This window comes from Nocardioides zhouii (assembly GCF_004137345.1).
Lineage (GTDB): Bacteria > Actinomycetota > Actinomycetes > Propionibacteriales > Nocardioidaceae > Nocardioides > Nocardioides zhouii.
The window spans coordinates 149,746-164,908 of sequence record NZ_SDWV01000003.1; the positions used below are offsets into that span (position 1 = coordinate 149,746).

19 protein-coding genes are annotated in these 15,163 nt (G+C 71.3%); 8 read left to right on the forward strand and 11 right to left on the reverse strand.

Annotation, left to right across the window (positions count from 1 at the left end; genetic code table 11):
- Positions 1-150: 150 nt before the first annotated feature.
- From EUA94_RS03955 to EUA94_RS03970, 4 genes are read left to right on the forward strand one after another with little or no spacing between them, the layout of a single operon-like run.
- Positions 151-867, forward strand: coding sequence for a maleylpyruvate isomerase family mycothiol-dependent enzyme (locus tag EUA94_RS03955; protein WP_165356789.1), 717 nt, complete (start codon positions 151-153; stop codon positions 865-867).
- Positions 861-1,550: an MBL fold metallo-hydrolase gene (locus EUA94_RS03960; RefSeq protein WP_129424922.1), complete on the forward strand. Its 690-nt coding sequence runs from the start codon at positions 861-863 to the stop codon at positions 1,548-1,550. Before EUA94_RS03955 ends, EUA94_RS03960 begins: the two co-directional genes overlap by 7 nt.
- Before the next feature lie 44 nt (positions 1,551-1,594).
- Positions 1,595-2,275 (forward strand): thioredoxin, encoded by a 681-nt coding sequence (gene trxA, locus EUA94_RS23030; RefSeq protein WP_165356790.1) that lies wholly within the window; start codon positions 1,595-1,597, stop codon positions 2,273-2,275.
- 47 nt (positions 2,276-2,322) lie between these two features.
- Entirely contained in the window at positions 2,323-2,964 is a 642-nt protein-coding gene (locus tag EUA94_RS03970; protein ID WP_129424924.1) for a sulfotransferase family 2 domain-containing protein, read from the forward strand.
- Between the two features lie 12 nt (positions 2,965-2,976).
- Here the strand turns inward: EUA94_RS03970 and EUA94_RS03975 are convergent, their stop codons facing one another.
- Complete coding sequence (locus EUA94_RS03975; RefSeq protein WP_129424926.1) at positions 2,977-3,630, reverse strand: sulfotransferase family protein; 654 nt, start codon at positions 3,628-3,630, stop codon at positions 2,977-2,979.
- A gap of 67 nt (positions 3,631-3,697) precedes the next feature.
- Here EUA94_RS03975 and EUA94_RS03980 point away from each other — a divergent pair, with 67 nt between their 5' ends.
- Entirely contained in the window at positions 3,698-4,342 is a 645-nt protein-coding gene (locus EUA94_RS03980; protein ID WP_129424928.1) for a sulfotransferase family 2 domain-containing protein, read from the forward strand.
- Between the two features lie 78 nt (positions 4,343-4,420).
- Here EUA94_RS03980 and EUA94_RS03985 read toward each other — a convergent pair whose 3' ends face one another.
- The gene (locus EUA94_RS03985) at positions 4,421-5,371 is read right to left on the reverse strand and encodes a zinc metalloprotease (protein WP_207210383.1); all 951 of its coding nucleotides are present in this window, start codon (positions 5,369-5,371) and stop codon (positions 4,421-4,423) included.
- Between the two features lie 135 nt (positions 5,372-5,506).
- On the opposite strand from EUA94_RS03985, the gene EUA94_RS03990 reads away from it, so the two are divergent.
- Positions 5,507-6,250 (forward strand): dienelactone hydrolase family protein, encoded by a 744-nt coding sequence (locus tag EUA94_RS03990; protein ID WP_165356791.1) that lies wholly within the window; start codon positions 5,507-5,509, stop codon positions 6,248-6,250.
- A gap of 144 nt (positions 6,251-6,394) precedes the next feature.
- Here the strand turns inward: EUA94_RS03990 and EUA94_RS03995 are convergent, their stop codons facing one another.
- The gene (locus EUA94_RS03995) at positions 6,395-6,946 is read right to left on the reverse strand and encodes a GrpB family protein (RefSeq protein ID WP_129424932.1); all 552 of its coding nucleotides are present in this window, start codon (positions 6,944-6,946) and stop codon (positions 6,395-6,397) included.
- A gap of 100 nt (positions 6,947-7,046) precedes the next feature.
- On the opposite strand from EUA94_RS03995, the gene EUA94_RS04000 reads away from it, so the two are divergent.
- Positions 7,047-8,336 carry an alpha/beta hydrolase gene (locus tag EUA94_RS04000; RefSeq protein ID WP_129424934.1) on the forward strand — a complete coding sequence of 430 codons (1,290 nt, stop codon included), beginning with the start codon at positions 7,047-7,049 and terminating at the stop codon, positions 8,334-8,336.
- A 4-nt stretch (positions 8,337-8,340) separates the two neighbouring features.
- Here EUA94_RS04000 and EUA94_RS23035 read toward each other — a convergent pair whose 3' ends face one another.
- Together EUA94_RS23035 and EUA94_RS22365 are read right to left on the reverse strand one after the other, a co-directional pair.
- Positions 8,341-8,613 (reverse strand): VOC family protein, encoded by a 273-nt coding sequence (locus EUA94_RS23035; RefSeq protein ID WP_340640852.1) that lies wholly within the window; start codon positions 8,611-8,613, stop codon positions 8,341-8,343.
- Positions 8,511-9,170: a GNAT family N-acetyltransferase gene (locus tag EUA94_RS22365; RefSeq protein ID WP_207210384.1), complete on the reverse strand. Its 660-nt coding sequence runs from the start codon at positions 9,168-9,170 to the stop codon at positions 8,511-8,513. Before EUA94_RS22365 ends, EUA94_RS23035 begins: the two co-directional genes overlap by 103 nt.
- Before the next feature lie 121 nt (positions 9,171-9,291).
- Between EUA94_RS22365 and EUA94_RS04010 the strand changes: the two genes are divergently transcribed.
- Complete coding sequence (locus EUA94_RS04010; RefSeq protein WP_129425171.1) at positions 9,292-9,939, forward strand: class I SAM-dependent methyltransferase; 648 nt, start codon at positions 9,292-9,294, stop codon at positions 9,937-9,939.
- Here the strand turns inward: EUA94_RS04010 and EUA94_RS04015 are convergent.
- Genes EUA94_RS04015 through EUA94_RS04040 form a run of 6 tightly spaced genes read right to left on the reverse strand, consistent with a single transcriptional unit; the run spans position 9,898 to position 15,117 of the window.
- Positions 9,898-11,019, reverse strand: a complete 1,122-nt coding sequence (locus tag EUA94_RS04015) for a glucosidase family protein (protein ID WP_129424935.1) — start codon at positions 11,017-11,019, stop codon at positions 9,898-9,900. The genes EUA94_RS04010 and EUA94_RS04015 overlap by 42 nt on opposite strands.
- Entirely contained in the window at positions 11,016-11,762 is a 747-nt protein-coding gene (locus tag EUA94_RS04020) for a class I SAM-dependent methyltransferase (RefSeq protein ID WP_129424937.1), read from the reverse strand. The genes EUA94_RS04015 and EUA94_RS04020 overlap by 4 nt, the downstream gene beginning before the upstream one ends.
- The gene (locus EUA94_RS04025; RefSeq protein WP_129424939.1) at positions 11,749-13,020 is read right to left on the reverse strand and encodes a glycosyltransferase family 4 protein; all 1,272 of its coding nucleotides are present in this window, start codon (positions 13,018-13,020) and stop codon (positions 11,749-11,751) included. Before EUA94_RS04025 ends, EUA94_RS04020 begins: the two co-directional genes overlap by 14 nt.
- A 55-nt stretch (positions 13,021-13,075) precedes the next feature.
- Positions 13,076-14,047: an NAD(P)/FAD-dependent oxidoreductase gene (locus EUA94_RS04030; RefSeq protein WP_207210385.1), complete on the reverse strand. Its 972-nt coding sequence runs from the start codon at positions 14,045-14,047 to the stop codon at positions 13,076-13,078.
- A gap of 57 nt (positions 14,048-14,104) precedes the next feature.
- Complete coding sequence (locus tag EUA94_RS04035) at positions 14,105-14,626, reverse strand: hypothetical protein (protein ID WP_129424940.1); 522 nt, start codon at positions 14,624-14,626, stop codon at positions 14,105-14,107.
- Positions 14,623-15,117 carry a hypothetical protein gene (locus tag EUA94_RS04040; RefSeq protein ID WP_129424942.1) on the reverse strand — a complete coding sequence of 165 codons (495 nt, stop codon included), beginning with the start codon at positions 15,115-15,117 and terminating at the stop codon, positions 14,623-14,625. The genes EUA94_RS04035 and EUA94_RS04040 overlap by 4 nt, the downstream gene beginning before the upstream one ends.
- Between the last annotated feature and the right edge of the window lie 46 nt (positions 15,118-15,163).

Consider the following 15,163-nt stretch of genomic DNA (forward strand, 5'->3'; position numbering starts at 1 on the left):
GACAACGAGCGTGATGGAGTCGAACACATGTTCGTCTCGATGGCGCGCCGAGGTCAAGCCGACGCACCGGACCACCCTATGACCCCCTACCGACAGCGGGCCCATCGTCCACCCGGCGGGGTGGTGGCCCGGAGTGGCACGATGGGTCCCGTGACGCACGATGCGGGCCTCGCCCCCCACCTCGCAGACCTCCTCGCGGAGGCCGACCAAGCACTCGTCCGCACCGTCGACGGCCTCCCGGACGACGCGTACGCCGAGCCGTCCCTCCTCCCCGACTGGACGCGCGCCCATGTGGTCGCGCACCTGACGCTCAACGCGGAGGGACTGGCAGGCGTGCTCCACGGAGCTCACCTCGGCCACCCGCGGACGATGTACTCGTCCCTGGAGGCGCGCAACGGCGACATCGCCGAGCTCGCGACCACCGACCCGGCCGACCTGCGCGAGCGGTTCCTCACGTCGGTCGGGGTCCTGGGCGAGGCGCTCGGCGCGATGGTCGACGACGACTGGGACGGTCGGTTCGAGCGGGTGCCGGGTGCCGGGACGGACATCTCCGTCGCCCAGGTGCCGCTCATGCGGCTGCGGGAGGCCGAGATCCACCACGCCGACCTCGGAGCGGACTACACCGCCGCCGACTGGCCGGAGGCGTTCCGCGTCATCCTGCTGGAGTCGATGACCAAGCGTCCCTACCCCGCGCCCTTCGAGGCCCGACCCACCGACCTCGACCGCACCTGGCACTACGGCGAGGGCGGTGGCGGACCCGTCGTGACCGGCACGTCGGCCGCCATCGGCTGGTGGCTCACCGGTCGCGGCAGCGGCGAGGGCGTCTCGTCCGACACAGGATCACTCCCGGAGGTGGAGTCATGGTGAACGAGTCCTACACAGGGGACGTGTCCCCCGGCGGCGAGCCGCACATCCGTACGCTCGGCTGCCTGACCCTGACCAAGGTCGCGGTCGACCCGGAGATGTCCAACAACTGCTATCTCCTCCACTGCGGCGAGACCGACGAGCTGGTGCTCATCGACGCGGCCGCCGAGCCCGAGCGGCTGCTCGAGCTCATCGGCGAGCGCTCGCTCACCTCGATCGTCACCACGCACCAGCACTGGGACCACCACCGTGGCCTGGCCGCTGTCGCGGCGGCCCATCCCGACGCCACCGTGGTGGCCGGGGCGCCCGACGCCGACGCCATCGAGGAGCAGACCGGCGTCACCGTCGACCGCCGGGTCGGGGAGGGCGACAAGGTCGCGGTCGGCACCTGCGACCTCCTGGTGATCCCCATCGCCGGCCACACGCCCGGTTCGATCGCGTTGCTCCTCGACGACCACACCGCCTCGTCCGAGCCGCACCTCTTCACCGGCGACTCCCTCTTCCCCGGCGGCGTCGGTGCGACGCGCGGCAACGCCGACGCGTTCACCCAGCTCATCGGCGAGGTCGAGACCAAGATCTTCGGGCGGCTCCCCGACGAGACGCTGTTCTACCCCGGCCACGGCGGTGACGGCGTCCTCGGCGACGAGCGGCCCCACCTCGAGGAGTGGCGCTCCCGCGGCTGGTAGGTCGCCGACGTGAGTCGGCGGCGCAACCGTGGCACGCTTGAGGCATGAGCACCCGCGAGCTGACCCTGGCCGACTTCGAGCAGACCGTCAGCGGCGAGGGCATCGTCCTCGTCGACTTCTGGGCTGCCTGGTGCGGACCGTGCCGCCAATTCGCGCCGATCTTCGAGAAGGCGGCCGAGGACAACCCCGACATCGTCTTCGGCAAGGTCGACACCGAGGCCGAGCAGCAGCTGGCCCAGATGGCGGCGATCACCTCCATCCCCACCCTGATGCTCTTCCGCGACGGCGTCCTGCTCTTCAACCAGGCCGGCGCGCTGCCGCCGCAGGCGCTCGGCGGCGTGATCGCCCAGGCCCGCGAGCTCGACATGGACGCCGTACGCCAGGAGGTGGAGGCCGCGCAGGAGGCTGCCGCCAACGGCCCCCAGGACGAGGTCGGCCTCGACGACTTCGCCGCGGCGCACAGCCAGGGTGCGTACGTCGTCGACGTCCGCGAGGCGGCCGAGGTGGCGGGCGGACGCGTGCCCGGCGCCGTCCACATCCCGATGAACGACATCCCCGCGCGGGCCGCCGAGCTGCCGAAGGACGCGCCGTTCTTCGTGATCTGCGCCGTCGGCAGCCGCAGCCGCCAGGTGGTCGACCACCTGCGGGCCCAAGGGCTCAACGCGCTCAACGTCGACGGTGGCACCCACGGCTGGGCGCAGCGCGGCTGGCCGCTGGAGAGCTGACCGGGCTCAGGGCATCTGGCGTCGGATCGCTGGGATAACCTCGGCGCGTGCTCATCTCCGACTCCCAGAGGGTCCTCTTCGTCCACGTCCCGAAGACGGGCGGCGTCTCGGTCGAGGACACGGTCAAGGAGGCCTGCCCCGACGCGCGCAAGGTGAGCAAGAAGATCGGGCGCCACGCGACGCTCGGCAAGATCCTGCGCAATGAGCCGCAGGTGCTCGACTACTGGACCTTCGGCTTCGTCCGCAACCCGTGGGCGCGCATGGTGTCGTGGTACTCGATGATCTCCGCGTGGGACCGGCGTCACGGCCCGGCCAGCGGCAAACCGCAGGACGTCCGGCACGGCTCGATGCGCGACGGCAACGAAATGTGGCGCGCTGCGGCGGCGTACTCCGGCTTCGACGAGTTCGTCATGCGAGGCACCGAGGAGCTCCCCCGCGTCGGCGCCCCTCAGATCACCTACCTGCGCGCGCCGAAGTTCGAGCGCGAGGTCGACTTCATCGGCCGTACGGAGAACTTCGTCGCCGACCTCCAGCGCGTGCAGGTCCAGCTCGGCCTGGAGCCGACGACGCCGGTGCACAAGAACAAGTCCAAGCACGGCACCTACCACGACTACTACACCGACGAGACGCGCCAGCGCATCGCCGAGGTCTACGCCGAGGACATCGACCTCTTCGGCTACACCTACTAGGGACCTGAGCCCCTACTGGGGCCGCTTCGCCAGCCTCGTCCCGCGTGCGCCGGACCACACGCCCGTGTCGTCGAGCCGCCGCCACACGTCGTACTCCGGTGCGAACCATGCCTCGAGCCGCTCGCGCGTGTCCGCGGTGAGCTCGCCGCGCTCGGCGGCGGACACGTTGCGGCGCTCGAACTCCAGCGGCTCGCCCACCCGCTCGGCGAACCACGCCGACCACACCTCCGGCCGGTCGACGCTGAAGATGCGGTCCACCGCGACGGCTCCCTGTGCGCGGATGAACCTCGCCGGGCGGCCGGCGGGGACGGGCGCCTCGTCGTCGCCCGCGACGTAGCGCAGGGCGAACTCCTCGAACGTCACGTCAGCGGTCGACTGCTTGCTGGCATCACGCGCCCGGTAGCGCCACCACGACTCCAGCCACTCGATCGGCTCGCGGAACATCGTGACCAGCTCGTACGACTCGCGCGGGTGACCCTGCGAGGCCAGCTCCTCCGCCCGGGTGTGGACGAAGCCGCGGGCCGGCAGGTGCTTCTGGGCCGGCGGCGAGCCGACGACCTCGGTGGCGTACGGCGTCAGCGTCCGCTCCAGCGACGTGCTCGCGGTCTTCGGCAGGGCGAGGAGCACGAAGTCCCGGCCGGGTCCGAGCCCCAGGAACGTCATCACCCGCCGATCATCCCCCATCGCGGTCACCGGCTCTGCCTGCTACCCGTGAGTGGGTTAGCCTCGCGCCGTGTTGATCTCAGACGCCCGTCGCGCGCTCTTCGTGCACGTGCCCAAGACCGGCGGCGTGTCGGTCGGCGTCGCGTTCGAGCGCTGCTGCCCCGACGCGCGCAGCAAGACGCCCGGGGTCACGCCGCCGCTCGGCCGGCACGCGCCGTACGCGCGCATCCTCCGCGCGGAGCCCCGGACGGCCGACTACTGGTCGTTCGGCTTCGTCCGCAACCCGTGGGCGCGGATGGTGTCGTGGTGGTCGATGATCGACGACTGGGACCGCGAGTGGGGCCCGTCGAGCGGGAAGCCGCAGGGTGAGGCCGCCGTGAAGATGCGCGGCAACGACATGTGGCGCGCCGCCGCCGCGTACTCCGGGTTCGAGGAGTTCGTGCTGCGCGGCACTGAGGAGCTGCCCCGCGTCGGCCGGCCGCAGGTCGACTACCTCCGCACGCCCGACCGCGAGGTCGACTTCGTCGGCCGCACCGAGCGATTCGCGGAGGATCTGCAAGAGGTGGAGCGACGCCTCGGCGCCGAGCCCACCCGCGTGCCGCACCGCAACAAGTCGCCCCACGGCGGCTACCACGACTACTACTCCCCCGCCGCCCGCGACAAGGTCGCCGAGGTGTACGCCGCCGACCTCGAGGCCTTCGGCTACACGTTCTGAGCCGCCCGGCCCGGACGTACGGACACCGGGCCAGGCGGCTGCCTGACCCGGTGTCCGGTGTCACTTCTCGCGCTGGGTTCAGCTCGCCCGGTACTGCGTCCAGGCGTCGCTCATGCGAGCGACCTGACCACCCGTGAACTGGTACATGCAGGAGTCCTGCGTGTAGTCCATGTAGTTGTGGATCGGGTCGACACCGGGCGAGGCGCAGGTGTCGGCGCCGACCGGGCAGTTGAACTGCGGCCCGGCCTCGGCCGGGGTGTCGGCGACCTGGTCGCCGGGGCCGTTGCAGCCGCCCTGGAACGTGTGGAACAGCGCCAGCCAGTGGCCGACCTCGTGCGGCAGCGTGTCGCCCTCGGCGTAGATGCCGGCCTTGCCACCCGGCATCGACTCGTCGAGGATCACGACGCCGTCGTCGGTGCTGTCGGTGTTCTTCGGGAACGTCGCCCAGCCCAGGAGGTCCTGGCCGATGTTGGCCGTCCACACGTTGAGGGTCTCGTTGCCGCCCACCCGGGTCGCGGCCTTCATCTCCGTCTCGACCTTGCCGGGCACCACGCCGTACCACGCGTCGTTGAAGGCGAAGTCGATCTCGACGAGGTCGAACGAGAACGGCGTCACGGCGGACGACTTCTTGCCGGTGCGACCCGCGTAGGCCTCGTTGAGCACGGCGACCTGGTTGGTCACCAGGCGGGTGAGTCGGTCCTCGGCCCTCGTGCTGTTGCCCGCCTCTGCGGCGGGCAGCACTACGTGGAAGTAGGTCGGGATCGTGATCGAACCGGCAGCGAGCGTCGCGGAGTCGGCGAGGTTGACGTACTCCTCGCCGGTGCCGGTGAAGCCCTGGGGCTCGAGCTTCTTGGAGCCCTGGCGCACGCGGGCGTTGGCGGCGTCGGAGTGGCTGTCGGCGCACGCGGCTGCCCCGGGGGACAGCGACAGCGCGGTGGCCGGGATCGCGGCGGTCGCGGAGAGCGTCGTGGCGGCGAGCGCCATCGAGCCGGCGACCACGAGGCCACGAAGGGGACGGGAGTGTCGCATCCGTTGAACACCTGTCTGTGGGGATCTGGGAACCGCAGCAACCTAACCGCTCGGTCGGTAAAACGGATAGACCCTCAGGTGTGGACGCTGGACAGGCTCTTCCCACGGGCGTCGCAGGCTGCAAGGTTTCCGGTCGTGGACGCACTCGACACCTGGACCCGCTCCGAGCACACCGCCGACGTCAACGGGGAGCCGACGACGCACCCGGTCTGGCGCAAGGGCACCGGCCCCGGTGTCATCGTGATCCATGAGATCCCGGGGCTCACGACCGGCGTGATCGGGTTCGGCCAGGAGCTGGTCGACGCGGGCTACACGGTGCTGCTGCCCCACCTCTTCGGCCCTGCCGGGCGCCCGTTCAACAACCTCGACGTCATGCGTACGATGCCGAAGGTCTGCGTCAGCCGGGAGTTCACCAAGCTCGCGACGGGCGTCACGACCCCCGTCGCCGGGTGGCTCCGCTCCCTGGCCCGCGACCTCCACGCCGAGCTCGGCGGACCCGGCGTCGGCGCGCTGGGGATGTGCTTCACCGGTGGCTTCGCGCTCGCGATGATGGTCGACGAATCCACGGTCGCGCCGGTCGTCTGCCAGCCCAGCGCGCCCTTCGTGCCCTTCCCCGGCCGCGGCGCCGACCTCAACCTCTCCCCCGCCGACGCGGAGGTCGTGCGCCGTCGGGCGGGCGAGGGCTGCCCCGTCCTCGGCATCCGCTACGCCTCCGACCCGCTCCCCGGGACCCGCTTCGACACCCTCACCACCCTCATCGGCGACGCCTTCATCCGGGTCGACCTCGAGGGCAAGGGCCACTCGACAGTCACCGAGCACCGTTCCCAGCGTGCCGTCGACGCGGTGCTCGAGTTCTTCGGCGAGCGGCTGACCTCCTAGCTCTCTCCGCCCTTCCGTCGGGGTAGTCCAGTGAGGGTTGGCTGCGGAGCCGACGTACTCCAGTGAGCGATGGCTGTCCGTGGCACGTAGGACGACCATCCGTCACTGGACTACCTAGGGCGGCCTTGATCCCGTACCCCGGGGTCAGGGCTTGTCCGCCACGCTCACCGGCGGGAGGCCGAGGTCGGCGCGGGCACGGTCGACGACCTCCTGCACGAACGCGCCCTTGGCCGCGGTGTACGTCCGACCCCACGTGCCGTCCGCCCACAGGGTCTGCTTGAGCTCGGCATAGCGCCGTCGATCCTCGTCGTGGGCGCGTAGCCAGGCGACGAAGAGATGCTGGTGGGCGGTGTCCCACGCCTCCGCCGGGAAGAAGTGGGCGATGTGGGTGCGTACTGCCCCCTCGAGGCGCATCCGGACGCCGTGGCTGCTGACGCTGGAGCCGACCTGCAGCCAGCCCGCCGACGCGAGTGCGTCGTCGTACGCCGCGAGGGCGGCATCCGGCGCGATCCGCACGGCGAGGTCGATCACCGGCTTGGCGAGGAGGCCCGGCACAGCGGTGGACCCGATGTGCTCCACCGTCCAGGCCGGTCCGAGGACAGCGACCAGGCCGCCGCGGGCCGCCTCGAACTGAGAAGGCCACGTGTCGTCGTACGCGACGAGTCCGTCGACCGGGTACCTGGCGGGCTCGTCCATCAGCTATCGCGCGACGCACTCAGCCGCCGGTACCCCGCCTCATCGGCATGCATCCCAGCCATCGGACAGGACACTAGTACTGGCCAGTAGATTGGGTCGGGTGAGTTTTCTGAGCCGCCAGAGCATCGTCGCCGCCCTGACCGCCAATGCCGTCCGGCCGCCGCGCCACCATCGTGCGGAGCTCCCGGCCTTCGTCGCCGGCTGGCTCGTCAGCGAGACCGCGCCGCAGATGCTCGCGCTCACTGCCCTCGACGTCGCCACGCACCTGACGCGCGGCCGCCGCAAGGGCGTACGCGCCAAGGCCGGCCTGGCGCTGGCCGGCGCGAGCGCGCTCGGTCTGGCCCACATCGTGCGCCAGAGCCGCCGGGCCAAGGACGGCTTCGAGGACGCGCTGGTCGAGGGACTCGGCGTGGACTACGTCGAGCAGCTCGACCAGGTTCCGACGCCGGCCGACCTCGCGACGCCGTGGCGCAAGATGGCTCGGCCCTTAAACTTCGCCGACGAGGGTGTCCGGGTGATCAGCGACCTGCCCTACTCCGAGGCGGGCAAGCGCGGCCACCTCGACCTCTACCTTCCTGCCGGCGAGGACGCGATCACGGACGCGCCGGTCCTCCTGCAGATCCACGGCGGTGCCTGGTCGATCGGTGAGAAGGAGCACCAGGGCCGACCGCTGATGAACCAGATGGCCGCCAAGGGCTGGATCTGCGTGGCGATCAACTACCGCCTCTCGCCCCGCGACGCCTGGCCGGCGCACATCGTCGACGTCAAGCGCGCCATCGCCTGGATCAAGGACAACATCGCCGAGTATGGCGGCGACCCCGACTACCTCGCCGTCACGGGCGGCTCGGCCGGCGGGCACCTCACCGCCCTGGCCGCACTGACCGCTGGCGATCCGGAGTTCCAACCCGGGTTCGAGGACGCGGACACCAGCGTCCAGGCGGCCGTGCCGTTCTACGGCATCTACGACTTCGCCGGCTCGACCGGACTCTCGAACGCGATCGGGATGCGCGACACGTTCCTCGGCCCGCGCGTCATGCAGACGACCTGGCAGGACGCACCCGACGTCTACGAGGCGGCGTCCCCGATCCTCCGCATCACCCCGGACGCGCCGGACTTCTTCGTCATCCACGGCGAGCTCGACACGCTCGTCGCGGTCGACCAGGCCCGTCTCTTCGTCGCCGAGCTGAGGCGGACGTCGACGAAGTCGGTCGTCTACGCCGAGCTCCCCGGCACCCAGCACGCCTTCGACGTCTTCCACTCGATCCGCAGCGCGTACGCCGTCCACGCGGTCGACCGCTACCTGACCTGGCACTGGAACACCTGGCGCCACGGCCTCGAGGCCGATAGCGGTGTCGATCCGGAGGAGCTCTCGGGAGACCGCCCCGCCTGACCGCTCACGCCTGGGTGATGAATCCGACCTGGTTGCCGGCCGGGTCGGACAGCAGCGCCAGCGACGTGCCTCCGCCGACCGCCGTGACCGGGCGTACGACGGTCCCGCCGGCCGCCTCGACCTCGGCGACCTTCGCGTCGAGGTCGTCGGTCATCCAGTAGACGACAGGCCCGGTCATCTGGTCCCGCTCGCCGTTCGGGTTGAGGCCGATCTCCTGGCCGTCGAGGTTGAAGCCGACGTAGTAGGGCGTCTCGGTGTGTGCGGCTCGGCGCCCCACGCGACCCGGGAGAACGCCGTCGCGGCGGCGAGGTCGGGGGTGGGGATGACGATCGTGTGGTTGCTCATGGCTGCTCCTGGGGTAGTGGCGTGCTTCTCCCCTACGACGAGCGGCGGCGGGCGAGTGTGACCACGCGCGCTAGGGGCGAGCCGCATGCCCAACGACTCGGGCGCGGTCTCCACGAAGCCCGCGGACTCGTACAGCCGGCGTCCGGGCTCATCGGCCAGGAGCGTGACGTACGCGCCCTCAGGCGCAGCAGCTTCGATCTGCGCGATCAGGTCGGCGAGCACGCGCCTGCCCAGCCCTCGCCCCTGGTCCTCGGGAAGTGTCGCCATGTCGGCGACGTGGAAGTACCACCCGCCGTCGCCGATCACGCGGCCCATCGCGACAGCCCGTCCATCACGACGTACGACGCTCCAGCACCAGCTGCCCGTCAGCGCGCCGGCGCCCTGCGCGGGCGACTTCGGCGACAGGCCGGACGTCGTGCGCAGGTGAAGGTAGTCATCCAACGTCGGCGGAGTCCTGGTCAGCTCGTCGGCGGTGTCAGGTGTGCTCACCCGACCGAGGCTAGGTGGCCGTCGTCACGCGAGCACAGAGCGGCCCTCGTGATCCGCCTGGTGGATCACGGGCACCGCACTGACTCCCGCCCGTACCCGCCGCAACTAGGCTCGCGCCGTGATGCCCGCAGACCTGCTCGAGCACGCGCGCGCGGCCAAGGGCTTCATGCCCGAGGACGAGGGCGCGCTGCTGCACCGGTGGGCGCGCGACCGGCTGCCGCACGGCCCAGCACTCGAGGTCGGCACCTACTGCGGCAAGTCGGCGATCTGGCTCGGGGCCGCCGCCCGCGAGGTCGGCGGGACGGTCTTCACCGTCGACCACCACCGCGGCTCGGAGGAGAACCAGGCCGGCTGGGAGCACCACGACGACAGCCTCGTCGACGCCGACCTCGGCGTGATGGACACCCTGCCGACCTTCCGGCGCGCGATCCGCAACGCCGGGTTGGAGGAGCAGGTCGTCGCGGTCGTCGGGCGCTCGGAGGTCGTGAGCCGCTGGTGGCGTACGCCCCTGTCGTTGCTCTTCATCGACGGCGGGCACGGCGTCGAGCCGGCCCGCTCCGACTTCCGCGGCTGGGCGCACCACGTGATGGCGGACGGCGTGCTGGTCATCCACGACGTCTTTCCCTACCCGGCCGACGGCGGCCGCCCGCCGTACGAGGACATCTACCTCCCGGCGCTGGCGAGCGGCGCGTTCACCGAGGTGGACGTCGTCGGCTCGATGCGGGTGCTACGCCGTACGTCGGGCGAGGCCGGCGACCCGCTCACCTGACGCGCAGCCGCACTCCAGGCCGATCTCGGCGAAGTCAGGAGCAAGGGTCGTGCCGCGCATGATGTCGGCGCCGGGCGTCGTGTCGGACAGGGCGTCCACGGCCAGGATCACCGCCGCGGCGGTGTACGTCGTCTGCTCCCCCGGCCAGTTCACGCCCACCTCGTCGACATCTGTGGGGAAGACGTAGCCGGTCCAGTAGGACCCCTCGTCGGTGCGCAGGTGCTGCATGTCGGCGAGCAGCCGCAGCGCCCGGTCGCGGTCGCCGATCGCCTCGAGCGCCAGCACCAGCTCGCACGTCTCCGCGCCGGTGACCCACGGGTTGGCGGAGACGCAGCGGATGCCCAGGCCGGGCTCGACGAAGGTGCCCCACCGCTCGGCGAGCAGTGCGTACGCCGCGTCGCCGCGGACCGCGCCACCGAGGACGGGGTAGTACCAGTCCATCGAGAAGGTCGACTTGTCCAGGAAGAGGTCGCGGTGCTCGCGCAGCGCGTGGCCCAGCCGCCCGCCGGCCAGCTCCCACTCGACCTGCGGCTCCCCCACCAGCTCGGCCATCGCGACGCCGGCACGGAGCGAGTGGTGGATGCTCGACGACCCGGCGAGCAGCGCCTCCTCGTTGACCGACGCAGGGGCGCCGTCGCGCCACTCCTGCGACCACGCGATGCCGCCGAACGGCAGCTGCAGGGACACGACGTGGTCGAGCGCGCGCCGCACCGTCGGCCACATGAGGCGTACGAACGCCGCGTCGCGGGTGACCAGCCAGTGGTGCCACGTGGCGACCGCGACGTACGCCGTCATGTTGGACTCGCCGGAGTGGTCCTCGACCTCGCCGGCGACGATCTTCATCGGCCACGAGCCGTCGGCCCGCTGGGTGTCGCGCACCCACGCGAACGCGCGCTCCGCGGCCTTGCGGCGGCCGCCGACGAGCAGCCCCATCGCGGACTCGAGGTGGTTCCAGACGTCGGTGTGCTCACCGCGCGACCACGGGATCGCCCCGGACGGCTCCTGGACGGCCTCGATGGACGCGGCGGTCTGCTCGACCTGCGCCCGGGTGAGGATCCCGTCGAGCGACGGGACCGTCACGCGACCGGCTTCTGGAAGTAGAGCACCAGGCTCTTGCCGATGAGTGGGTCGAGGACCTTGCCGACCAGCTGCAGAGAGCGCGGGTTCTCCATGATCTCCCGGACCAGGAGCTTGTGGTACCCCTTGGCGAGCGGATGGTCGTCGTTGGTGACACCGACCGCGCACTTGATCCACCAGTAGGGCGCGTGGAGGCCGTGGGCGTAGCCCTTGCCGGTGAAGACCATCGCGTCGCCGGGGGTGCCGTCGTTGGCGCGACCGGCCTTGGTCACCTTGTCGACGAGCTCCTCGGCCGTGTAGATCCGGACGTGGCCACCCTCCGCGTTGTGGTAGTCGTCGGAGAGCTTCCAGTTGATCACCTCGGGCAGCCACCGCGGCACCGAGACCGCCAGCGTGCCGCCGGGGCGCAGCACCCGCACCAGCTCCTTGATCGCCGCGACGTCGGCGTGGATGTGCTCGAGCACCTCGGCCGCGACGATGCGGTCGAACTCGCCGTCGGCGAAGGGCAGCGCGAGCGCGTCACCCTCCTTGACGTCGGCCTCGGCGCCCGCGGGCACCTCCCCGGCGTCACGCATGGCGGCGAACCACTCCCGTACGGTCGCGAGCTCGTCGGCGTCCTGGTCGAACGCGATGACGTCGGCGCCCCGCTTGTACATCTCGAACGCGTGCCGGCCGGCTCCGCAGCCCATGTCGAGCACGCGGTCGCCCGGGCGCAGCCCGAGCCGGTCGAAGTCAACGGTCAGCACGGCGCTGCTCCTCGCTGGTGCGCTGCTCGATCTTGAAGGCGGCGATGGTCTCCTCGTAGGCGGCGGCGGTGGCCTCGGCCACGGCGCGCCAGCTGAACAGCTCCTGCACGCGGGCCCGGCCCGCGGTGCCCATGCTCGTACGTCGCTCGGGGTCGTCGAGCAACGCGGCGATCGCCGACGTCAGCTCGCCGACGTCACCGGGAGTCACCAGGTCGGCGCAGACGCCGTCCTCGCCCACGACCTCCGGGATGGCGCCCGCCCGCGACACCACGAGCGGCGTGGCGCAGGCCATCAGCTCGGCGGTGGGCAGCGAGAAGCCCTCGTAGAGCGACGGCACGCAGGCGAGCTCGGCGGACCCCATCACCTCGACGAGCTCCTGGTCGCTGACCCCGCTCACGAAGCTCACCCTGTCGACGATGCCGAGGTCGTCGATCAGCCGCTCGGTGCGGCCGCCGGGCTCGGGCCGGGTGACCAGCACCAGCGAGACATCGCGCTCGACGCTCAGCTTGGCGAAGGCCTCGAGCAGGGTCGCGATGCCCTTCATCGGCGCGTCCGCGCTGGCCATCGCCAGGATCCGGCCGGGCACACGAGGTGCGGTCGGCGGCACGAAGACGTCGTCGACCCCGAGCAGGATGGTCTGCATCCGGGCCGGGTCGACGCCGAAGTCGCGCGCGATGTCGCGCCGCGACGAGTCGGACGGTGTGAGGACCTTGCGCAGCCGCTTGGCGACCCTGGTCTGCATCCTCAGGAAGCCGTACCACCGGCGCAGCGTCAGCCGCTTGCGCCAGTTCGGCGCCGTCTGCAGGTCGATCTGCCGGTCCATCGTGATCGGGTGGTGGATCGTGGCGATGACCGGCAGGCCGAGGGCCTCCAGCTCCAGGATCCCGGTGCCGAGCACCTGGTTGTCGTGGGCGATGTCGAAGTCGCCGGCGCGCTCCTTCATCAGTCGCGCGATCCGCGTGCTGAAGGTCTTCGGCTCGGGGAAACCGGCCGCACACATGGTGAGGAACTCCTCGACGTCGATGAGGTCGCGGAACTCCCGCAGGTGCGGCACCCGGAACGGGTCGGGCTCGCGGTAGAGGTCGAGGCTGGGCACCTCGGTCAGCCGGACGCCCTCGTCGAGCTCGGGATAGGGCTGGCCGGAGAAGACCTCGACGTCGTGCCCGAGGCGGACCAGCTCGCGACTGAGGTGACGGACGTAGACGCCCTGGCCGCCGCAGTGCGGCTTGCTCCGGTAGGACAGCAGGGCGATGCGCACGGGGTCATTATGCCTACTGACCGGTAGGGCCCGGCGCGCTCACCCCTCGCTGGGCTCAGCCCTCGCTCGAATGGCCGGGGAACACGTGTGCGGACGGATCGATCGTGACGGCCGCGTTGTTGACCGCCGTCGCGGCCTCGCCGAACCCGACCGCGATCAGCCGGACCTTGCCCGGGTAGTCGGTGATGTCACCGGCCGCGAAGACGCGCTGCAGGTTGGTCCTCATCGCGGAGTCGACGACGACGTGCCGCTTGGACGTGACCAGCCCCCACTGCTGGATGGCACCGAGGTCGGCGATGAAGCCGAGCGCGGCGACGAGCGCCTGCGCCTTGACCACGCGGGGCTCCTGGCCGTCGACACTGATCTCCACCTCCTCGAGGTGCGCGTCGCCGCGCAGCTCGGTGACCTGGGCGTTGGTGACGATCTCGACACTCGACTCCTTGACCGCCGAGACCGTGCGCTCGTGGGCACGGAACGCGTCGCGACGGTGCACCAGGGTCACGGAGGAGGCGACGGGCTCGAGGTGCTGCGCCCAGTCGAAGGCGCTGTCCCCTCCCCCGACGATGACGACATCCTTGCCGGCGTACGGCGCGAAGCTCGGCACGAAGAACTCCATGCCGCGCCCCACCCAGCCCTCGCCGGCGGGCAGCGGCCGCGGGCTGAACTTCCCGATGCCCGAGGTGATGAGCACGGCGCCGGCGGTGACCCGCGTGCCCTCGTCGAGGGTGACCACGACGTGGTCGTCCGCGTGCTCGAGCATGGTGGCGGTGCGGTCGAGGAGGTACGTCGGGTGGGCCGTCGCCGCCTGCTCGACGAGCCCCTCCACGAGGTCGCGCCCCTTGACGCTCGGGAAGCCGGCGACGTCGAGGATCGCCTTCTCGGGGTACATCGCCGTGATCTGGCCGCCCAGCTCCGGCAGCGAGTCGACGACCGCGACGCTCATCCCCCGGAAGCCGGCGTAGTAGGCGGAGTAGAGACCGGTCGGGCCGGCTCCGATGATCAGCAGGTCCGTCGTCACGTCGTCCACGCCGCGATCCTCCCGTCCGGACGGTGTGCCCACAAGGGGCGTGTCATCGATCACGGCTCAGAGCGCATCGAGCTCGTCGACCAGCCAGTCGCCGTCGACGTGCCGCAGCGTCACCAGGACCCGGTCGAGGTCGAGGGTGGGCTTCTCGAGGTCGTCGCCGGACGTGCTCTGGTTCACGAACACCAGCACCCGGGCGTACGACGTCGACGCCGTCACGAGCGCCGTGTCGACGATCTCGGCCGTGGCGACCGTGTGCTCGCGGCGGCTGCTGGTGCCGACGCCGGCCATCGTGCGGTCGTAGCGCCGCTGCATGTCGCTCGTCATCAGCGACCGCGCCTTCGTACGGTCGTCTCCGAGCGTGTCCCAGGAGTAGCTGTAGGCGGCCTTCGCCGCCTTCGCGGCGGCGTCGCGGGCAGCTGACTTGACCTCCGCCGAGGCGATCGAGGCCTCGGACGACTCGGCCGTGCTCACCGTCGGGGCCGCCCCGCCCTGGTCGCGCACCAGCCAGAAGAGGACCGCCGCGGCGAGGAGGACGAGGACGGCGAGGACCCTCGCGGTCAGCCGCTGCGTCGCGGTCACCGGACGAACTCCACGTTGCTGGTGAGCCACCGGTCGCCCTCGCGCACCAGGGAGAGCCGCAGCCGGTAGTAGCGGACCTGGCCCTCGTTGCCCGTCGTGGTGTTGGTGACCGTGCTGTTGGCCGCGATGAGCACGTCGCCCGCGTCGTCGGTGAAACCGCCGACGCCGAGCGCGACGACCTCGGCGGTCGAGGTGGCCTCGGTCCGGATGGCCTCGCTCGTGAGCATCTCGCGCTGCGACTCGTACTGCTTCTTGAAGCGGCCCGTGGCGCCGGAGAGGACGGCGTCGACAAGCGGGTCCATGTTCTCGTGGTCGACCGTCAGGAAGGCCAGGGCCTCGGCGCGCGCAGCCGCAGCGATGTCGTGCTGGGTCTGGGTGAGCTCGGCGTCGGCGGTGTCGCGTGAGCCGACCAGCACCCCGATGCCGACGAGCAGGCCGACGAGCACGAGCACGAGCGCTCCGATCACCCACCTGCCGACGCGCGCTTCCACGCGGCGAACCTAGCGGAGCGGAGCGACGCAGCGCCGCTGATCCGGC